The 18,643-nt window shown below is 63.4% G+C and carries 19 protein-coding genes; 4 read left to right on the top strand and 15 right to left on the bottom strand.

Annotated elements, in window-relative coordinates; translation table 11 throughout:
* Window positions 1-16: 16 nt before the first annotated feature.
* Window positions 17-1,009 carry a Bug family tripartite tricarboxylate transporter substrate binding protein gene (locus tag JQ633_RS04335; protein WP_211982659.1) on the top strand — a complete coding sequence of 331 codons (993 nt, stop codon included), beginning with the start codon at window positions 17-19 and terminating at the stop codon, window positions 1,007-1,009.
* A gap of 105 nt (window positions 1,010-1,114) precedes the next feature.
* The gene (locus JQ633_RS04330) at window positions 1,115-2,209 is read left to right on the top strand and encodes an amidohydrolase family protein (protein WP_211982657.1); all 1,095 of its coding nucleotides are present in this window, start codon (window positions 1,115-1,117) and stop codon (window positions 2,207-2,209) included.
* 80 nt (window positions 2,210-2,289) lie between these two features.
* Here JQ633_RS04330 and JQ633_RS04325 read toward each other — a convergent pair whose 3' ends face one another.
* Together JQ633_RS04325 and JQ633_RS04320 are read right to left on the bottom strand one after the other, a co-directional pair.
* Window positions 2,290-2,532 carry a hypothetical protein gene (locus JQ633_RS04325; RefSeq protein ID WP_211982655.1) on the bottom strand — a complete coding sequence of 81 codons (243 nt, stop codon included), beginning with the start codon at window positions 2,530-2,532 and terminating at the stop codon, window positions 2,290-2,292.
* Window positions 2,533-2,664: 132 nt separating this feature from the next.
* On the bottom strand, window positions 2,665-3,408 hold the full coding sequence (locus JQ633_RS04320) for a Crp/Fnr family transcriptional regulator (RefSeq protein WP_211982831.1): 744 nt from the start codon (window positions 3,406-3,408) through the stop codon (window positions 2,665-2,667).
* 499 nt (window positions 3,409-3,907) lie between these two features.
* Here JQ633_RS04320 and JQ633_RS04315 point away from each other — a divergent pair, with 499 nt between their 5' ends.
* Entirely contained in the window at window positions 3,908-4,213 is a 306-nt protein-coding gene (locus JQ633_RS04315; RefSeq protein ID WP_249158746.1) for a hypothetical protein, read from the top strand.
* 15 nt (window positions 4,214-4,228) lie between these two features.
* On the opposite strand, the gene JQ633_RS04310 is transcribed toward JQ633_RS04315, so the two are convergent.
* The 5 genes from JQ633_RS04310 to JQ633_RS04290 are packed head-to-tail and all read right to left on the bottom strand — an operon-like array spanning window position 4,229 to window position 8,783.
* On the bottom strand, window positions 4,229-5,068 hold the full coding sequence (locus JQ633_RS04310; RefSeq protein ID WP_211982653.1) for a phosphodiesterase: 840 nt from the start codon (window positions 5,066-5,068) through the stop codon (window positions 4,229-4,231).
* Window positions 5,069-5,077: 9 nt separating this feature from the next.
* Window positions 5,078-6,136 carry an ABC transporter ATP-binding protein gene (locus tag JQ633_RS04305; protein ID WP_211982651.1) on the bottom strand — a complete coding sequence of 353 codons (1,059 nt, stop codon included), beginning with the start codon at window positions 6,134-6,136 and terminating at the stop codon, window positions 5,078-5,080.
* A complete protein-coding gene (locus JQ633_RS04300; protein ID WP_211982649.1) occupies window positions 6,133-6,918 on the bottom strand; it encodes an ABC transporter permease in 786 nt (261 codons plus the stop codon). The genes JQ633_RS04305 and JQ633_RS04300 overlap by 4 nt, the downstream gene beginning before the upstream one ends.
* Window positions 6,919-6,921: 3 nt before the next feature.
* A complete protein-coding gene (locus tag JQ633_RS04295) occupies window positions 6,922-7,737 on the bottom strand; it encodes an ABC transporter permease (protein WP_211982648.1) in 816 nt (271 codons plus the stop codon).
* Window positions 7,738-7,775: 38 nt separating this feature from the next.
* Complete coding sequence (locus JQ633_RS04290) at window positions 7,776-8,783, bottom strand: ABC transporter substrate-binding protein (protein WP_211982646.1); 1,008 nt, start codon at window positions 8,781-8,783, stop codon at window positions 7,776-7,778.
* A 196-nt stretch (window positions 8,784-8,979) separates the two neighbouring features.
* Here JQ633_RS04290 and JQ633_RS04285 point away from each other — a divergent pair, with 196 nt between their 5' ends.
* On the top strand, window positions 8,980-10,131 hold the full coding sequence (locus tag JQ633_RS04285) for a zinc-dependent alcohol dehydrogenase (protein WP_211982644.1): 1,152 nt from the start codon (window positions 8,980-8,982) through the stop codon (window positions 10,129-10,131).
* A 38-nt stretch (window positions 10,132-10,169) separates the two neighbouring features.
* Here the strand turns inward: JQ633_RS04285 and JQ633_RS04280 are convergent, their stop codons facing one another.
* The 8 genes from JQ633_RS04280 to JQ633_RS04245 all read right to left on the bottom strand — a co-directional run bounded on the left by JQ633_RS04280 (window position 10,170) and on the right by JQ633_RS04245 (window position 18,643).
* Window positions 10,170-10,874, bottom strand: a complete 705-nt coding sequence (locus tag JQ633_RS04280) for an ABC transporter ATP-binding protein (protein ID WP_211982642.1) — start codon at window positions 10,872-10,874, stop codon at window positions 10,170-10,172.
* A 4-nt stretch (window positions 10,875-10,878) separates the two neighbouring features.
* Window positions 10,879-11,649, bottom strand: a complete 771-nt coding sequence (locus JQ633_RS04275; RefSeq protein WP_211982641.1) for an ABC transporter ATP-binding protein — start codon at window positions 11,647-11,649, stop codon at window positions 10,879-10,881.
* Window positions 11,646-12,632, bottom strand: coding sequence for a branched-chain amino acid ABC transporter permease (locus tag JQ633_RS04270; RefSeq protein ID WP_211982639.1), 987 nt, complete (start codon window positions 12,630-12,632; stop codon window positions 11,646-11,648). The genes JQ633_RS04275 and JQ633_RS04270 overlap by 4 nt, the downstream gene beginning before the upstream one ends.
* A 7-nt stretch (window positions 12,633-12,639) precedes the next feature.
* Window positions 12,640-13,524, bottom strand: a complete 885-nt coding sequence (locus JQ633_RS04265) for a branched-chain amino acid ABC transporter permease (RefSeq protein WP_211982637.1) — start codon at window positions 13,522-13,524, stop codon at window positions 12,640-12,642.
* 52 nt (window positions 13,525-13,576) lie between these two features.
* Complete coding sequence (locus tag JQ633_RS04260) at window positions 13,577-14,827, bottom strand: ABC transporter substrate-binding protein (protein WP_211982636.1); 1,251 nt, start codon at window positions 14,825-14,827, stop codon at window positions 13,577-13,579.
* Window positions 14,828-14,895: 68 nt separating this feature from the next.
* Entirely contained in the window at window positions 14,896-17,283 is a 2,388-nt protein-coding gene (locus JQ633_RS04255; RefSeq protein WP_211982829.1) for a xanthine dehydrogenase family protein molybdopterin-binding subunit, read from the bottom strand.
* On the bottom strand, window positions 17,280-17,765 hold the full coding sequence (locus JQ633_RS04250) for a (2Fe-2S)-binding protein (RefSeq protein WP_349631513.1): 486 nt from the start codon (window positions 17,763-17,765) through the stop codon (window positions 17,280-17,282). The genes JQ633_RS04255 and JQ633_RS04250 overlap by 4 nt, the downstream gene beginning before the upstream one ends.
* Window positions 17,762-18,643, bottom strand: coding sequence for an FAD binding domain-containing protein (locus JQ633_RS04245; protein WP_211982634.1), 882 nt, complete (start codon window positions 18,641-18,643; stop codon window positions 17,762-17,764). The genes JQ633_RS04250 and JQ633_RS04245 overlap by 4 nt, the downstream gene beginning before the upstream one ends.

The raw sequence follows: 18,643 nt of genomic DNA, 5'->3' as shown, positions 1-18,643 counted from the left end.
GGTGGGGGAAATCGGAATGACGGGCAGCAGAACAAAGCCATCGCGCCGCGCAATCCTGGCTGCCGCCGGCGCATTTGCGATCAGCGGATTCGCCGGGCGGGCCAGGGCGGCCGGCTATCCGGAGCGTCCGATCAAGGTCATCGTGCCGTTCGCACCGGGCGGGCCGACCGACAGCATGGCCCGCATTCTCGGCACTCACCTCGGCGAGGCGCTCGGCGGCACGATCGTGGTCGAGAACCGGGCCGGCGGCGGCGGCAACATCGGGATCGGCATAGCCGCCCATGCCGAGCCTGACGGCTATACGCTTCTGATCACGTCGAGCGCCTATGTCGTCAATCCCGGCCTCTACAGCAAGATTCCGTACGATCCCGACAAGGATTTTGTGCCGATTGCGGAGCTCGGCACCTCGCCCAATGTGATCCTGGTCAATCCGAAGCTCGGCATCAATTCGGTTGCCGACCTGATCGCGCGCGCCAAGGCCAATCCGGACGAGTTGAACTACGCCAGTCCCGGCTTAGGGACGACGCCGCATCTGGCGGGCGAATTGTTCAAGATCGTCGGCAACATCCAGATGACACATGTGCCGTTCCCCGGCGCCGGGCCCGCCATCCAGGCGATCCTGGCCGGAACGACCCAGGTCGCCTTTGCGGCGCTTCCTCCCGCGCACCCGCACATCGAGTCCGGCGCGCTGAAGGCGCTCGCGGTCACCGGAGCCCATCGATGGTTCGACCTGGCCGATGTCCCGACCATGGTCGAACTCGGCTACAAGGACTTCATCTCCGACACCTTCCAGGGCTTTCTCGCCCCGGCGCGCACCGCGCCCGCCGTCATCGAGCTACTGGCGGCGAAATCGATCGAGATCCTGAAGGCGCCGAAGATCGCCGAGCAACTGCGCAACAACGGCTTCGAGGTGCTCGCCAACGGTCCCGACGGCATGCGCAAGCGCATCGCCGATGAAGTGCCGAAGTGGCGCGAGATCATCGCGAAGGCGGGGATCAAGCCGGTCTGATCAGAGGTCAGGATTGCGCGACACGCACAGCGTGTCGCTTGCGACAAGTTCGCCGCCTCCTTACGCTGCCCCCACAACAAGACAAAGAACAGGGAGGCGATCGTCATGACGACAAGGCGGGATTTCCTGAAAACGGGAGCGACGGCAGCGGCGGGCATCGTGTTCTGCGGCTGCGGATTGGTCCACAACGCACATGCGCAGCAGCCGCGCCAGAAACTGCCGGTCTCGATCAACGGCAAGCGCGTCAAGACCATCGACATCCATTCGCATTGCCACTTTCGTGAAGCGGGGGCCCTGCTCGGCACTGACGCCGCCAAGGTCCAGCTGCCGCCGGTCAACGGCGCGGCCGAAGCCTTCGTCGAGATCGACAAGCGTCTCGCCGCGATGGATGCGCAAGCCGTCGATATGGAGGTGCTGTCGATCAATCCGTTCTGGTACGACCGGGATCGCGATCTCGCCGGGCAGATCGTGAAGATCCAGAACGAGAAGCTGGCCGAGCTCTGCGCGTCCAAGCCCGACCGCTTTGCGGCCTTCGCATCGCTGACGCTGCAGGCGCCGGACCTTGCGGTCCAGGAGCTGGAAACCGCAGTCAAGAAGCAAGGCCTCAAAGGCGCCGCGATCGGCGGCGTCGTCAACGGTGTCGAATTCTCTGATCCGAAATTCCATCCCGTCTGGGCCAAGGCCGAGGAGCTCGGCGTTCCCCTCTTCATCCATCCGCAGGGCGTGGCTGAGCTGAACAAGCGGCTCTCGGGCAATGGCTGGCTCGGCAATACGATCGGCAATCCGCTCGAGACCACGATCGCCCTCTCCCATCTGATCTTCGAGGGCACCTTCGACCGCTTCCCGGGGCTCAAGGTCATCGCCGCGCATGGCGGCGGCTATCTCGGCTCCTATGCCGACCGCTCGGACCATGCCTGCCTGGTCGGACCAAAGGGATGCAATCCCGAGACCAAGCTCAAGAAGGCGCCGACGGAATATCTCAAGCAGATCTATTTCGACTCGCTGATCTTCACGCCCGAGGCGATCCGGCATCTCGCGGCCCAGGTCGGCGCCAGCCAGATCGTGCTGGGGAGCGACTATCCCTATCCCTGGCAACTGGCGCCGGTCGATCACATCTTCGCATGTTCATCGCTGAGCGACGACGACAAGGCCAACATCCTCGGCCGGACGGCGGCACGGCTGCTCGGCGTTGCCGCCTAGCGCGGTCGCCGACAGGTGAGCGACATGAAACTCCGTCGTCGCGCGAGAGAGCGCGACGACCTCAAGCGGTCGATCGGCTTTCACCGTCCGGATTTCGTTGCGTGCTCGGCCATTTGAGCCTGCGGCGCAACGTCAGGCACGAGATCGGTACCAATGAACTCCGCCTCTGCGGCATCCGAAATCCATTGGACCGCGGCCGGACGACTGACCAGCACCGCAATCATCGCAACAATGACGAGGACAGGCAGGGCGATCAGCTTGATGCTGAAGCTCTGATAATTGTGCTGCTGGTCCTGATGTCGCTTGTCGAAAGAGCCATGCATGGATTCCTCCACATTGCAGGTCCCCCGAAGCGCTGCTTACCGCAGCGCACGCGCGGCCGTTGTGAATGGCTTCACAAACCCGTCCAGCTCACCCTTTCGTGAGGTAGCCGACTGGCACCGTGGGCAATGCGGCTATTCGCCGACATTCGCCCCGGCTTCGACCAATGCCTGGAGCGTTTCCGGCTTCAGCACGACGATCGCGCCGTGTTCCAGCCTGACCCAGCCGCGTGCGGCCCAGGCGCGAAGCTGCTTGTTGATGCTCTCGCGCGTCATCCCGACCATCTCGCTGATCTCCTGCTGGGTGATCGAGATGGTGCGCCCCTGCGGCTCCTGCTTGTGCTTGTCGCTCAAACGCAGCAGAGCGCTGGCCAGGCGGCCCGGCAGGTCCTGCAGGATGACCTGCTCGACCTGGTCGCTGGTCCGGCGCAGCCGCGTGCAAAGCAGTTCGATGAATTTCATCGCGAGCGCCGGTTGGCTGCGCACGAACGGGATGAATTCGCGCCGGTCGATGACGAACAGCTCGCAATTGTTGTTGGCGATGGCGTCGGCGGTCCGCGACAGGCCGTCAAGCAGCGCGATCTCGCCGAAGATCTCTCCCGCCTCGATCAGGTTCAGGATCGCATTGCGGCCTTCCGGGGAGGAGATGCTGATCTTCACCGTGCCGGAGATCACCGCGATCAGACTGTTGCCGGGATCGCCCTTGGAGAAGATCGTCGTTCCGCGCTTCAGCGTGACGTGCTTGGCGTAGCGGCAGAGCTGATCGAAAGCGTCAGGTTCGAGGTCGGCGAAATAGGGATGCTTGCGCAGCACCGCGAGCTTGCTGCTCGAAAACGGCGGCGCACCGGCAGTTCTTTCTATGGACGGCGCACCGGTCATCGTGATCCAAACAGATTGTGTTGCGCACCAGCGACCCACCATCTTGGGCGGACGCCGACAACGCCAACGATCAATGAAAACACAGGTAAGTATAGCCCTGCCGGTGGCCCACAGCAACAAAGGCAGCCGTCTTCGCCACCATCGGGAACCGCTCAAAATGCATTTCTTTAATAAAAATAGCTGAGTAGCAAAACCATCGATTGCAGCCGCCTTCATCCCGATCCGGAAACGCGAGACGAGTCGCCGGTAATTTCGTCAGATGAAATGGTCTTTCACGCTCAAGAGCCTGTGAGATTTGCTTTCTCCGTGTGAGGTTGCCTACACGATCAGCAAGCGGACGGCCGAACGGCCCACTCTCGCAGTTTTATCCGATCGAATTGGCAATTCGCTTACCGAGAACGCGGCTGTGCGTGCCGTCAGCACCGGGAATCAGGCGCGGCAACCCGCCGTTCATCAACGGCACCCTATTCCCTCTTCAAAAGAGGGAGAGCAAAAAACAATGCCGCAGATCTGGATGACCTATCACGAGATCGCCGACATGCTCGGCTGCGAGCCGGAGATGGCGCGCGTAACGAGCATCCAACGCGCACTCGACAGGAAAAAGAGCCGGGATGGATTGACCCGCGTCAAGCTCGACTCCGAGTTGACGGCGCGATTCATTACAGAGCTCCGCAGTGCGGATGCGGCGCTGGACCAGGCGGTTCGCGCCCTGCTCGAGACGCATCAGGCGATGGCGCGCGCGGATCGCACGGGGTTTGCACGACCTTCGATCGAGCGTGATGCTGGAATCGCCGCCGCGGGGTGAAGCGGCCTTGCGATCTCACAGCAGTTTGCCGTCGGCTCCGAAGAACGGATGGGGCCCGTCGAACTGACCGATCGGCACCTGGTGTGTGACCAGCTGACCGAATTCCTGCCCCGGAAACCAGGCGTGGAGATGAAACGCCGGCGGTTCCACCCTGAACGACGGCTCCCGAAGCTGGGCAAGGTCCAGATCGACGGCATGGTTCGGCGCTGGACATATCGTCACAGGAATCCCGGCAAACGTTGTCAGCATGGCACGATGGACGTGCCCGCACGCGATCAGCCGGGTGCGAGGATGGCTGCGGACGATCCTCGCCAACTCGTCGGCATTGAAAAGGTCCTGCCGATCCATGTGCCAGATGCCGCCCTTGAACGGCGGGTGATGCAGGAAGATCAGCGCCGGCCGATCGCTCGCCGCCGCCAACGTCGCGTCCAGCCATTGCAACGTCGACGTTTCGAGCATGCCGTGCGGCTTGCCTGGCACGCTTGAATCGAGCAGCAGCAGATCGAGACCGCCGACCTCGATCTTTTGATCGAGCGGACCCGTCGCGTGAGCAAATGACGCGGCCGGCAGAGCGGCGCGCATCAATTCACGCGAGTCGTGATTGCCGGGAACGCCGGCAAACGGCAGGCGGAGCGGCGCCAGCAATTGCTTGAGATGATCGTATTCCTCGGCAGTCGGCGTATCCACCAGATCACCCGAGATGACGACGAAATCGGGTGCCGGCTCGAATGCGTTCAGCGCCGCCACGCAGCGTTCCAGCGCCATCGCCGTGTCGACACGGCCGTAGGCGAGCGCCCCCGGCAGCTTGATGTGCAGATCGGATATCTGGGCGATCAGGATCGGTTTCGACGACATCGATTTTGCTCAATCTTCGGATGGCAGGATGCGTAGCGCTTCGGGCGGGATCGAAAGTCCAATCCGGTCGCCGGCCTTGGCCTGGATCGTATTGGGCGCATCGACATTGAGAGGCTTGGTCGACGCACCGCTGACGACCAGCCGCTGCCGGTCGCCGACGAAGCTGACGGCGTCGATGATCCCGGCGAGCGATCCGGCTCCGGTATCGACTACGCGAATGCTTTCAGGGCGAATCATGAGCGTCGCACGAGCAGTGGTGGTCTCGCCTCCGACCGGCAGTCGTCCACCCGGCAGGATCAACTCACCTTTCTCCATCGGAGCTTCGACGATGTTGGCCGCGCCGACGAACTCCGCCACGAAGCGATCCTTTGGCGCAAAGTAGATCTCGCGAGGGCTGCCGATCTGCGCAATCCCGCCCTTGCGCATCACCACGATGCGGTCGCCCAACTCCATCGCCTCGGCCTGGTCGTGCGTGACATAGATCGTGGTGATCCCGAGCGCGCGCAGCAGCCGGTTGAGCTCGCCTCGCAACCGGTCGCGCAAGGCGGCGTCGAGCGCCGTCAAAGGCTCGTCCAGCAGCAGGATGCCCGGCCGGATCGCGACCGCACGCGCCAGTGCGACGCGCTGACGCTGGCCGCCGGAGAGCTGATCGATGCGCCGGTTCTCCAGCCCCGTGATGTTGGTCAGCGCCACCAATTCCGCGACGCGCGCGGCGCGCTCGTCCCGGGCGACACCGCGGATCTTCAGGCCGTAGCCGATATTGTCCGCGACCGTCATGTTGGGAAACAGGGCGTAGGATTGAAACACCATCCCGACATTGCGCCGCTCAATCGGCAGAGACGTGACATCCTTGCCGTCGAACAGGACACTGCCGCCGGGATCCGGCGCTTCGAGGCCGGCGATGATGCGCAGCATCGTGGTCTTGCCGCAACCGGACGGACCGAGCAGCACCAGCGTTTCGCCGCGCGCGATGTCGAGGGTGGCGGGGTCGAGCGCCCGCGTGCCGTCGGCAAAGGTCTTGCCGCAGCCGTCAATCCGCACCGATACGCCGTGGCTCGCCGGGCTCATCGCTTGTGTCCCCTGTCGGCCAGCAATTGCATCGCGACCAGGAGGGGAATGATCATCACGAAGAAGATCAATGTGTAGGCAGAAGCCACTTCGAGCCGCATCGAGGCGTAGCTGTCCGCAAGCCCGACCGGCAAGGTCTTGGTCAGCGGCGTATGCAGCATCCAGGTCAGGTTGAACTCGCCGAGCGACAACGTGACCACCATCAGCGCGCCCGCCAGAATGCCCGGCACGGCATTGGGCACGATCACGTCGCGGAAGCGCCGCCACGGCGACGCGCCCAGCGAGGCCGCACCTTCGTCAAGCGTCCTGATGTCGACAGTGGCAAACACCGCCATGACCGAGCGCACCATGAACGGCATCGTGAAGACGACATGCCCGACCAGGATGAAGAGCCAGGAGCGGCGGAAGCTGCCGAAGCCGCCATAGGCGAGCAGCAGCGCCAGCGCGATCGCAAGCCCGGGGATCGCCAGCGGCAGCGTGATGATCTCCTCGACGATCCGCGCCAGCCGCCCGCCGCGGACATGCAGCGCGTAAGCCGCGGGAACGCCGACGACGAGTGTGACCGCAAGCGTCACGAACGCGATCACGAAGGAGAGCAGGATCGTGCCGGCATAGAGCTCCCAGACCTGCGCGACCCATTGCAGGGTCACGCCGGATTGGATGCCGCGGAAATAGTTGACGGTCACACCCGCCGAAATGGAGAGCCCCGCGGGCACCACCAGAAATGCCGCGACGAGCAGCGTGAAGATGAACTGGCCGGTGAAGATCAGGCGATCGCGCATGCTTCACCCGGCCGCGGCGACCGCGCTGCCGCTGAACGAGCGGGCAAGCGCGAGGATGAGCCAGGTGATCAGGCCGAGCCCCACCGAGAGCGCCGCCGAGGTCGCGAAGTTGGCGGCCAGCGTGAACTCGGTATAGATCAGCATCGGCAGCACATCGATGTTGGTCGCCAGCGTGAACGCGGTGCCGAAGGCGCCCATCGCCGTCGCAAAGGCGATCGCACCCGACGCCACGAAAGCCGGCGCCAGCGCTGGCAGCACGACGTCGCGCTGCACGGCCCACGGGCCGGCACCGAGCGAACGTGCGGCTTCCTCAAGGCTGACATCGAGCTTCTGCACCGCCGCCATGATGGTGAGGATCACGCGCGGGATCGAGAAATAGAGATAGCCGAGGAACAGCCCGTAGATCGAATAAGCGAACACGATCTTTTCGCCGAACAGGCGGTTCGACAGATCGCCGATCAGGCCTTGCCGTCCGGCCAGCAGAATGATCATGAAGCCGACGACCACGCCGGGAAAGGCCAGCGGAAAGGTCAGCATCGCGATCAACACGGCGCGCCCGGGAAAGCGGTGGCGTTGCAGAAACATTCCGGCAATCGTCGCCACGAGCAGTGTGACGATCGTCGTCGCCGCCGCCAGCAGCACCGTGTTGATCAACGTCGCGCGATAGCGGGATTCGGTAAGGATGGCGAGGTATCCGGCGAACCCGTGCGGGCCTTCGGCGCCGGCGATGACCAGCCGGCCCATCGGCAGCAGGAAGAACGCCGTCGTCACGACCGCAAGCGGCAGCAGGCAGAGCCAGACGAAGGATTTTTGCGACATCGAGAGAATGGTGCCCCGGCGAGGGGCACCATATTGCCTCAGCGGACCTCGGCGAGATAGCGGTCGACGAAGGCTTTTTGCACGTTTTCCATCTCGCCCCAGTCGACGCTCTTGGCGCGGGCGTAGTCGCTGTCGGGCAGGAATTTGCTCTTGACCGCAGCCGGCAGCTCGATCGGGCGTGCCGGACGCAGATAGGCATTGGTCCAGATCGCCTGCCCCTTGTCGGACAACAGATAGTCCATGACCTTCTTGGCCTTCTCCTTGTCCGGCGCGTTCTTCACGAGGCCGACGACATAGGGAAACACCACCGATCCCTCACAGGGAATGACGAATTCGAAGTTGCCCTTCTCGGAATATTTCGCGCGGTAGGCGTTGAAATCGTAATCGAACAGGATCGGCATCTCGCCCGAGACGACGCGGGCATACGACGTCTGCTTCGGCACGATCGGATCGTTCTTGCGCAATTCCTTGAAGAAGCTGATGGCCGGATCGAAATTGGTCGGCGAGCCGCCCAGCGCCAGGTTGACCGCCACGGCGCCGACATAGCCGACCGCCGCCGACGACGGGTCGAGATAGCCGACCATGCCCTTGTAGTCGGGCTTCAAGAGGTCCTTCCAGCAGGCCGGCACCGGCTTGCCGCCAAGCGCGTCCTTGTTCACGAACAGGCCGAGCGTGCCGGAATGGATCGTGGTCCAGTAGCCGTCCGGATCCTTCAGCCCGGCGGGCACCTGATCCCAATGGGCAGGCTTGTAGGGCTCGAGCGCATCCTGCGCCTTGGCCTTCATGCCGAAGGTGACGCCGAAATAGCCGATATCGCCGACCGGATTGCTCTTCTCGGCGAGGATCTGCGCCAGCGCCTGACCGGAATTCTTGTTGTCGTGCGGGATGTCGTAGTTGAGATCCGCCTTGATCGCCTTCAGCATCGAGGCCCAGTCGGCCCATTCCGGCGGGCAATTGTAGCAGATCACGTCGGCCGCCTTGGCGGATTGCCAGGGCGCAATCAGCGTCAGCGCCAGCAAGGCAAGGACAAGGCGGACGGTCTTCATGGGAGGCTCCCGGTCTGGCAAGGGGGATGCAATACGGATTTCAACATCAACCGGGCGACCAAGTATAGGCCGCGTATGAAGCTTTTGCGACGCGAATGCTGCCGTGCAGCAATGGGAAAACGCCGACAGCGGCGATGCGAATGCTCGCGATGAGCGACTGGTTTGCGTTAGGCTGCCGATCAAACAGGAAGTGCTCATGTATCAGCCCGCCGGCGTCACGACCTCGCCCGATCTGCCCATTCCCGATCTGATGAAGGCCTGGGTGCTTGGCGACCCCGAGCAGCTTTCGCTGCGCGAGAAGCCGACGCCGGTCCCCTCGCGCGCCGAAGTGCTGGTCCGCATCGACGCGGTCGCAATCTGTGCGACTGACCTGGAGATCATCCATGCTGGCTCGCCGGCGAGCATCCAGGGCGGCCTGCCCTTCAACAAGAATTTTACGCCGGGCCACGAATACATGGGCACGGTGGCCGCGCTCGGACCCGATGTCGACGAGTTCAGGATCGGCGAACGGGTCAGCGTCGAGATCCACGCCGGCTGCGGCCAGTGCAAGCGCTGCCGTCAGGGCATGTACACGTCCTGCTTGAACTACGGAAAGCCCGAGAAGGGTCACCGGGCCAACGGCTTCACGACCGACGGCGGGTTCGCCGAATACGCGGTCAATCACATCAACACGCTGGCGCGCGTGCCCGACACCATGAGCGACGCCGAAGCGACGCTGGTGGTGACGGCGGGGACGTCGATGTATGGCTTGACGGAATTGGGGGGATTGGTTGCCGGGGAGAGCGTCGTTGTGATCGGGCCTGGCCCGATCGGACTGCTCGCGGTCGCCGTGGCAAAGGCGTTGGGGGCAAGCCCGGTGATCCTGACCGGCACGCGCAACAAGCGGCTGGCGATCGGTCAGGAATTGGGCGCCGATCGCGTCATCAATATCAATGATGAAGACGCGGTTGCAGTCGTAAAGCAGCTGACAGGCGGGATCGGCGCGGACTATGTCGTCGAATGCGCCGGCACCGAGGCGACGCTCAACCAGGCCATTCACATGACCAACCGCGGCGGCAAGATCTGCCTTGCCGCCTTCCCTCACGAGGCCGCGACGCTGGACATTGCGCATCTCGTACGGAACAACATCTACGCCTACGGCATCCGTGGCGAAGGCCGCAGCGCGACGCGCCGCGCCATGGAATTGATGGCCGCAAAGCGGTTCGACGCGACCAGGATCCACACCCACACATTTCCGCTCGCCGATCTGCCGACCGCGCTCAGATATGCGCGGGACCGCGTGGATGATGCGATCAAGGTCGTCGTCACCAACAGGAGCGCCGAGGCGATCGCGAGCGCAGCGGAATAGAGGACGCTCCCCGTTGCGCAGCGCGAACGGCGGCAATGTCACACCGAGCAGTAGCGCTCCTTGATTTCGCTGTCGGCGAGTAGCGCCTGCGCCGATGCCTGGTGCACCACGGACCCTTGATCCAACACATAGGCCCGATCGGCGATATCGAGCGCGAGCTCGACATTCTGCTCGACCAGCAGCACCGTCGTCCCCTGGGCTTTCATGCTGCGGAACAGTTCAAACATCTCGTCGACCAGCACCGGCATGATGCCCTCGGACGGCTCGTCGAGCATGATCAGGTCGGGTTTTGCGATCATCGCACGCGCGATCGCCAGCATTTGCTGCTCGCCGCCGGACATCGTGACGGCTTCCTGGTCCATGCGCTCCGCCAGCCGCGGAAAGATGCCAGCGATCTCGCCGATCAACTCGGTCTCGCGCTTCTTCTCGGGCGACGCGACGAGACCGAGCCGCAGGTTCTCCCGCACCGACAACCCCTGCACGATCCGCCGCTCCTCCGGCACATAGGCCAGTCCTAGCGCGAAACGAGCGTGCGCCGGCTGCTGCAGCAGCTCCTGGCCCTTGAAGATCACCGAGCCGCGCGCTCGATCCATCAGACCCATGATCGATTTCAGCGTGGTGGTCTTGCCGGCGCCGTTGCGCCCGATCAGGCAGACGATCTCGCCCCTGCCGACCTCCAGACTGATGTCCTGCAGCGCGTGGCTTGCTCCGTACCAGGCATTGAGCTGGCTGATCTGCAGCATCCGTTCAATGCTCCCGCTGGCCGAGATAGACGCGCTTCACCGCCTCGTTCTGCCGGACCTCTTGCGGCGTTCCCTCGGCGAGAAGCTCGCCGTGATGCAGCACGAGGATGCGGTCGCTGATCCCCAGCACCAGCTTCATCTTGTGCTCGACGAGGATCACCGTGCGCTCCTGCGCGAGCTTGACGATCAGATCCATCATGGTCCGGGTTTCTTCCGGGCTCATGCCCGCCGTCGGCTCATCCAGCAATAGCAAGCGAGGGTGGCTGGCAAGCGCCATGCCGATCTCCAGCGCCCGCTGTTCGCCGTGCGCCAGCGTCTTGGCTGCACGCTCCCGGGACTCCCATAGTCCGACCAGAGCCAACAATTGATCCGCTCGATCGACCAGTTCGCCGAGACGGGCGCGCGGCCGCCAGATGTCATATCTCGACACCAACGCCTGCAGGCCGACCCTGATGTTCTCGCGCGTGGTGAGTTGCGGAAACACACTGGTGATCTGAAACGACTTTGCGATCCCCATATGCGCAAAGCGATGCTGCGGCAAACCCGTGACATCCCTGCCCTCGAACTCGACACGGCCATTCGAGGGCGGGAAAGCGCCGCAGAGCAGATTGAAATAGGTGCTCTTTCCAGCCCCGTTCGGGCCGATGATCGATGTGATCTTGCCCTTGGAGAACTCGGCCGAGATATTGTTCAGCGCGACGAATTTGCCGAACGTCTTGCCGACGCCTCTGGTGCGCAGGATGACGTCGCTTGAATGTTCTGCTCCGGTCGTCATCGGCGGCCTCGCGCAATCAGCGTGCCCCAGATGCCGGCCGGGAAGAACAGCACGCACGCGATGAAGATGGCGCCGACGATGAGCTGCCAATGTACGGTCCACACCGAGACCACGTTCTCCAGAATCAGGAACACCGCCGCGCCGATCATCGGCCCGAAGAACGTCCCCATGCCACCGAGCAGCGCAATCATCACCACGAGGCCCGATGTCTCGTAGTGCAATATCTCGATCGGCACGATCGAGAGATGAAGCGCCTGCAACGCGCCCGCGAGGCCGCAGAAGCCGCCCGACAGAACGAACGTCAGCAGACGGGTCAGGGTGACGTCATAGCCCGAAGCGCGTGCGCGCATCTCGTTTTCCCGCACCGCCTCAATGACCGCCCCGAATGGCGAGGCGAGGATGCGGGACATCACGAAGAATGCCGCGATCACGAACGCTGCGATGACGTAGTATCGGATCATCGGATTGATGAAATCGAGCCGCAAGCCGAACAGATCGATGGTACGGACATTGATGCCGCGCAGGCCGTTCTCGCCTCCGGTCCAGTCCACGGCCTGGTAGAACAGGTAGTAGGCGCATTGCGAGAGCGCCATCGTGACCATGGCGAAGTAGATGCCGCGGGTCCTGATCGCGAGCACGCCGATCACCAGCGCCATCACCAGGCCGCCGACGACGCCCGCCGCGATTGCTGCGTACCACGGCCAGCCGAAATGCACGATCGCGATGCCACAGAAATAGGCCCCGGTCCCCAGCAGCGCTGCATGACCGAACGACAGCAGGCCGAGATAGCCGAACACCAGGTTGAAGCCGAGGGCATAGAGCCCATAGATCAGGATGTTCACCGCCAAGGCGGTGAACGGCATCACCAGCGGAAAAATCAGGATCACCGCGGCTGCGAGACTGGCGCGATGTCGCGTCGCGAAATCGTACCAGCTGAAGGTCGCGGTGCGGGACTTATCCAAGGAGTCGGTGGCTTCGGTCATAGCCAGCTCAACTCAGCAGTCCGGCACGGCCGAAGAAGCCCTGAGGACGGACGATCAGGACAATCGCCATCAAGGCAAAGATCGACACCTTGGCCATCTCAGGCGCGAACAGCGACGTCATGCTGACGACCACGCCGACCAGAAGACCTGCCAGCACCGCACCGCCGATCGACCCCATGCCGCCGATCACCGTCACCACGAAGGCTTCGGCAAGGATGGTTCCGCCCATCTCGGGAATGACGCCTTGCAGCGGCGCGGCCAGAAGTCCGGCGAAGCCCGCAATCGCAGTTCCGATCCCGAACACGATGAGCCAGACCCGGGAGACATCGACCCCGAGGACGCGGACGATCTGCGGATCGCGCGCACCCGCACGGATGATGAGCCCGAAGCTGGTCTTCTCCAGGAACAGCCAGAGCGCCAGCAGCACCGCGGCGGTCGCGCCGATGACGAACAGGCGGTAGAGCGGGAAGTATCCAACGCCGATATTCACGGCGCCCTGCAGAACCTCGGGGGTGTCGAAGGGATAACCGGTCTTGCCGAAAGCGATGCGCACGCATTCGACCATCACATAGCTGAGCCCGAAGGTCAGCAGCAGCGGATAGTCGATACCGCGGCCATAGAGCGGCCGGATCAGCACGCGCTCGACGGCGAGGCCAAACAGCCCGATCAGGAGCGGCACCGCCACCAGACAGAGCCAGAAATTGCCACCGAGCGAGATCAAATAGAGACCGACATAGGCGCCAACCATGTAGAATGCCCCATGGGCGAAGTTGACGACGGTCAGCATCCCGAAGATCAGAGAAAGTCCGATTGCAAACAGCACATAGATCGCGCCGAGCGCCAGCCCGGCGAACAATTGCAGCGCGATCAGGTCAAAGCTCAGGCCCGCCATTCATCCTCCCAGCGTGGCGCGCGCCGCCCGCAGCGCGCGCCATCTCACGTGCTCAGCTCTTGTGGCCCAGCGCTTCGCAGGTGCGCAGGTTCTTCTCGTCGGGGTCCTCGGTTGCAAGAACCTCGAACACGTCGGATTCGTTCTTCATGTCCTTGGACTTCGACTTGATCACAAGGACGGATTGCACCGACTGATGATCGCATTTGCGATAGTATTGCGGGCCCTTGTAGTAGTCGTACTTCAAGGCTTCCATTGCGGCGACCACCTTGTCGGTCTCGACGCTGCCCGCGGCCTTGACCGCTTCGAGCACGGTCCGAACGCCGCCATAGCCGAGCGCGCCGTAGTCGGTCGGCAGCTTGCCGTCATACATCTTGCGGAAGGCATCGTTGAACGCCTTGGTGGAGGCGAACTTGTCCTCGATCCCCCAATAGAATGAGCAGCCGCCGACGACGCCCTCGAACGCCTGCGCGCCCGCCGCGACGCGGCTGGCGTGCGAGAGCAGCGGCGCAATGATCTGGATCGATTTCTTGACGCCGAAGTCGGTTGCCTGTTTCAGCACGATTTGCTGATCCCGGCCGAAATTGCTGATGCACAGGATATCGGGCTTCAACGCCTGAAGCCGCGGCAGCAGGGTCGAGAAGTCGCTCGTTCCGAGCGGATGGCGGATATCGCCGAGGTTCTCGATATTGAACTGCTTGCCGACCTCGAGGAAGCCGCGAACCATCTCGTGGCCGTAGGCGTAGTCCGCAGTCAGGAACGCGACTTTCTTGCCAAATTTTGAGAAGGCGTAGCGGCCGACCGCGCCCGACGTCATGTGCGGATTGAGCGCCTCGTGGAACGTATACTTGCTGAAATCAGCGGCTTCGTTGATGGCGTCGGACTGGCTGATCGAATTGAAGATGATGCCGCGCTCTTTGGTGACATTGTTGATCGCGAGTTGGACCGCCGCGGAAAGGCTGCCGACGACGAAATTGACCTTCTCCTTCTCGACGAGCTCCAGGGTCCGCGTCGCAGCCTCTCCGGGATTCAGCTTGTCATCGCGCACGACCAACTCGGCCTTGCGACCGTTGAGACCGCCGGCATCGTTGAACTGGGCAACAGCGAGTTGACCCGCACGCACCTGGTCCTGCGCCTCCGCACCGTAGGGCCCCGTCAGCGGAACCGGGAAGCCGATCTTGATCGGCGCTTCCTGCGCCTGCAGCAGATTGATGCGAAAGGGCGAGGCGGCGAGAACGGCGCCGGCACTTGCTGTCGTCAGGAGCCGGCGGCGCGATATCCACCCGGCCTTGGTCACCTTCGTCATTGACTATTCCTCCCCAAGAATTGTCTGTCTGGCTTATCGAGTTTGTCGTTGTCCGGAACGTCCCTGCTTCAGATCCGTCCCAGAGCCGTCAGGATAACCTGAGGCGTGAGCGGAATCTCGGTAATTATGGTACCAAATGGTCTAAGCGCATCGTTGACTGCATTGGCGACCGCGGCCGACGCGCCGGCTGTGCCGGCCTCTCCTGCTCCCTTGGCCCCCAGTTCCGATTCCAGCGTCGGCGACACCACGTGCCCGATGTCGATGTCGGGCATCTCCCCGGACATCGGCACAAGGTAATCAGCCATGTTTGCGTTGGTCAGCTGACCGCGCTCGTCATAGATGCATTTCTCGAACAGCGCGGCGCCCAGCCCCTGCACGACGCCGCCCCGGATCTGCTCGTCAACCAATTGCGGATTGATGATGGTGCCGCAGTCCTCGACGACCCAATGTTTCAGCAGCTTGACGAAACCGGTCTCGGTGTCGACCTCGAGCCAGGACGCCTGAATGCCGTTGGTGAAGGCGAACGGATACTGGCGCGGGACAAAGTGTCGGGTCGCCATCAATTCCGGCTGGATGCCCGGCGGCAGTGTGTCCGGCCGGAAATAAACGATCCGCGCCAGCTCGCTCAGCTCGATCCGCGGCGTGCCGTCGGTGGCGTCGACGACATTGTCGCCGGCGATGTCGAGTTCCGCCGGCGTCGCTTGCAGAATGGCCGCCGCCACATCCAGGATATTCTTGCGCAGAACCTTGGCGGCCTGCAGTGCGGCCTCGCCGCCAATGCCGGCCCCGCGAGAAGCCCAGGTGCCTCCGCCGTAGGGCGTGTTGTCCGTGTCGCCAAGGATCACGCGAACCCGATCCATCGAAACGCCGAGCACGCTGCCTACGATCTGGGCGGTCAGCGATTCCGATCCCTGTCCCTGCTCCGTGATGCTGGTCTGGCAGATCACCGAGCCTTGCGCGTCGAGCCGCACCGCGACGCCGTCCTGTGACGAAATCTTGGCGCCGCCAACGCCGTAAAAGGCCGCGCTCGGATTGGTCACCTCGATGAAGCTGGCGATGCCGATGCCCCGGTGGATGTTCCGGCCTCGCAAGGCCGCCTGATCCGCGCGCAGTGCGTCGTAGTCCATCATCTGAAGCAGCTTCGCCAATGAGGCATGATGCGAAAGCTGCTCGAACTTCATGCCCGAGGGCGACGCGCAGGGGTAGGCATCGTCGGCGATCAGATTGCGCCGGCGGATGTCGGCCGGATCCATGCCGATCTTCGCGGCGGCCAGATCGACCAGGCCCTCGGTCACCGAGCAGGCGATTGGATGCCCGACCGCGCGGTACTGACACATCACATTCTTGTTCTGGAACACGACCCGGGCGCGAGCCCGGTAGTTCTGCGTGAGATATGGGCCGCCGACCAGATTGACCACCTGATTGGCCTCGACGGCGCTGGTCCGCGGATACATCGAATAGGGACCGATCCCCGTCAGATCGTCGATCTCGAAGGCGGTGATTGTCCCATCCTGCTTGACACCGATCCGGCCCCTGCAGTGATGATCGCGGGCATGAATGTCGGTGTTGAAGCTCTCGACGCGGTCCGCAACAAACTTGATCGGCCGGCGCAGCAGTTTCGACAGCGCGTAAGTCGCCATCTCATCCGCATAAATATGGACCTTGATGCCGAAGGATCCGCCTACATCCTTGCAGACCACGCGCACCTGGGTTTCCTTGAGCCCCAGATGCAGCGCCGCAATATTCTGCACCATGTGAGGCGCCTGCGTTCCCTGATAGATCGTCAGTCGCGCCTCTGCCGCATTCCAGTCGGCAACCACCGCGCGCGGTTCAAGCGTCACTCCGGTGTGGCGGCCGAAGACAAACTCGGCTTCGACGACGGCATCGGACTCGGACAGCGCGCGATCGACGTCGCCGGCATGGAGAGCCCGCTCAAAGGCAAGATTATCGCCGAGCGACGCATGAATAACCGCTGTCGACGGATCGAGCGCGGTCTGCATATCGGTGACCGCATCGAGTTCTTCGTAGTCGACGGCGATCTGCTCCAGCGCATCCTCGGCGGCCGCCCTGCTGGTCGCCACGATCGCCGCAACTGCCTCCCCCTGCCAGCAGACCCGGTCGACCGCGATCGCCCGCTGCGGCGCCGACTTCAGTCCCTTCATGTGTGAAAGCACGCCGACCCAAGGCGTTATGACGGCCTCGAGTTCGCGACCGGAGACCACCGAGATCACGCCCGGCATCCGCCTCGCCGCGTCGGCATCGATCGAGACGATCCCGGCATGCGCATGTGGTGATCGCAGAAAAACCACATGCGCCATCCGCGGCAATTCCAGGTCGCTGACATATTGTCCGCGGCCCTGCAGCAACCTGTCGAGGTTCGGCCGCGGCACTGTCTTGCCGATATAGGAATTCGGGCGATCAAGCACCGAAAGCGCGTCCTTCGCCGAGCCGGTCATGCGGATCGCTCCGCGCGTTCCTTGGCCGTTGCCTCGACGGCGTCGACGATCGCCTGATAGCCGGTGCAACGGCAGTAATTGCCGGAGAGATGTTCGCGGATCGCCGTGCGGTCTGGGCTCGGCGATTGCTTCAGCAAGTCCTGCGCTGTGATCAGCATTCCCGGCGTGCAGTAGCCGCACTGCAACGCGTTGCGCTGCCGGAATGCCGCCTGCAGATCAGCAACCTCCCCGCTGTCGGACAGCCCTTCGATCGTCTCGACTGATGCGCCCAGCGCCTGCACCGCCAGCATCAGGCATGAGCGAACGATCTCGCCGTCGACACGGACCGTGCAGGCTCCACAGACCCCGTGCTCGCAACCGACATGCGTTCCCGTCAGCTTCAGGCTTTCACGAAGGAAATCGGCCAGGTTGAGCCGCGGCGACACGACCGCATCCACGGGCTCACCGTTGACCAGAAGCGAGACCGGGATCTGCGCAATCACTGGACCGCCCCCGGCTCGAGGTCGGGATGCGCAAGCAGCGACGCTACACAACGCCGCAACAGGACCGTTGCCAGGTGTCGGCGCATCGCCGGGGAGGCCTGCTGATCCTCGTGTGGATCGAGCTCATTAGCCAGCGCCGCCGCGGCATCTGCGAGCACGGTTGTCGTCACGGGAACATTGATCAGCTTGCCCGCGGCCGCAGCAAGCAGTGGCCGGTCGCCGACGGCAAAAAAGCCGAGCCGCAGATCCGAGAAGCTGTCACCTTCGACAGTGGCGCGAGCGGCAAGACCGGCGATGGCGTAGTCGCCGTGACGCCGGGCATACTCCTGAAAGAAGAACGCCGAGCATTTGCCCGCGGCCGGCAGTTCGACCGCAATGAGCAACTCCTGCGGCAGCAACGCGGTCTCGTAGATTCCCTTGAAAAACTCGGTTGCTGCGATTCGCCGCTCGCCGCTTGGAGCACGAACGACAATGGTCGCATCCAGCGCGACCATGCAGGCCGGCAGTTCCGAGGCGGGATCGGCATGCGCGAGGCTTCCGCCGAGTGTTCCACGATTGCGAATGGCCGGGTGGGCAATGTGAGCGGCGGCCTCCTGCAACAGCGGCGCATGCAGCGCAAGCTCCGGAGACCTGAGCAGGTCGACGTGGCGGGTGAGCGCACCGATGACCAGCGCGTCGCCCTTCACCGCGATGCCGTGCAATTCGGCAAGGCCGCCGATATCGATCACAAGGTCCGGGGAAACAAGCCGCAGGTTCATGGCCGGCATCAGGCTCTGTCCGCCGGACAGCACCTTTGCCTTGTCACCATGCGCAGCCAACAGCTCCAGCGCGTTCACGACGCTGGTCGCACGGGCGTACGCGAAAGCCGCGGCTTTCAT

The organism is Bradyrhizobium tropiciagri (genome assembly GCF_018130505.1).
GTDB classification, from domain to species: domain Bacteria; phylum Pseudomonadota; class Alphaproteobacteria; order Rhizobiales; family Xanthobacteraceae; genus Bradyrhizobium; species Bradyrhizobium tropiciagri_B.
Note: the sequence above shows the minus strand (reverse complement) of the source record. Positions and strands in the feature narration are given on the sequence as shown.

Bases quoted from the DNA above. Each gene is read 5' to 3' on its own strand.
- JQ633_RS04335 (WP_211982659.1), top strand. From the start codon at position 17: ATGACGGGCAGCAGAACAAAGCCATCGCGCCGCGCAATCCTGGCTGCC.
- JQ633_RS04330 (WP_211982657.1), top strand. From the start codon at position 1,115: ATGACGACAAGGCGGGATTTCCTGAAAACGGGAGCGACGGCAGCGGCG.
- JQ633_RS04325 (WP_211982655.1), bottom strand. From the start codon at position 2,532: ATGCATGGCTCTTTCGACAAGCGACATCAGGACCAGCAGCACAATTAT.
- JQ633_RS04320 (WP_211982831.1), bottom strand. From the start codon at position 3,408: ATGACCGGTGCGCCGTCCATAGAAAGAACTGCCGGTGCGCCGCCGTTT.
- JQ633_RS04315 (WP_249158746.1), top strand. From the start codon at position 3,908: ATGCCGCAGATCTGGATGACCTATCACGAGATCGCCGACATGCTCGGC.
- JQ633_RS04310 (WP_211982653.1), bottom strand. From the start codon at position 5,068: ATGTCGTCGAAACCGATCCTGATCGCCCAGATATCCGATCTGCACATC.
- JQ633_RS04305 (WP_211982651.1), bottom strand. From the start codon at position 6,136: ATGAGCCCGGCGAGCCACGGCGTATCGGTGCGGATTGACGGCTGCGGC.
- JQ633_RS04300 (WP_211982649.1), bottom strand. From the start codon at position 6,918: ATGCGCGATCGCCTGATCTTCACCGGCCAGTTCATCTTCACGCTGCTC.
- JQ633_RS04295 (WP_211982648.1), bottom strand. From the start codon at position 7,737: ATGTCGCAAAAATCCTTCGTCTGGCTCTGCCTGCTGCCGCTTGCGGTC.
- JQ633_RS04290 (WP_211982646.1), bottom strand. From the start codon at position 8,783: ATGAAGACCGTCCGCCTTGTCCTTGCCTTGCTGGCGCTGACGCTGATT.
- JQ633_RS04285 (WP_211982644.1), top strand. From the start codon at position 8,980: ATGTATCAGCCCGCCGGCGTCACGACCTCGCCCGATCTGCCCATTCCC.
- JQ633_RS04280 (WP_211982642.1), bottom strand. From the start codon at position 10,874: ATGCTGCAGATCAGCCAGCTCAATGCCTGGTACGGAGCAAGCCACGCG.
- JQ633_RS04275 (WP_211982641.1), bottom strand. From the start codon at position 11,649: ATGACGACCGGAGCAGAACATTCAAGCGACGTCATCCTGCGCACCAGA.
- JQ633_RS04270 (WP_211982639.1), bottom strand. From the start codon at position 12,632: ATGACCGAAGCCACCGACTCCTTGGATAAGTCCCGCACCGCGACCTTC.
- JQ633_RS04265 (WP_211982637.1), bottom strand. From the start codon at position 13,524: ATGGCGGGCCTGAGCTTTGACCTGATCGCGCTGCAATTGTTCGCCGGG.
- JQ633_RS04260 (WP_211982636.1), bottom strand. From the start codon at position 14,827: ATGACGAAGGTGACCAAGGCCGGGTGGATATCGCGCCGCCGGCTCCTG.
- JQ633_RS04255 (WP_211982829.1), bottom strand. From the start codon at position 17,283: ATGACCGGCTCGGCGAAGGACGCGCTTTCGGTGCTTGATCGCCCGAAT.
- JQ633_RS04245 (WP_211982634.1), bottom strand. From the start codon at position 18,643: ATGAAAGCCGCGGCTTTCGCGTACGCCCGTGCGACCAGCGTCGTGAAC.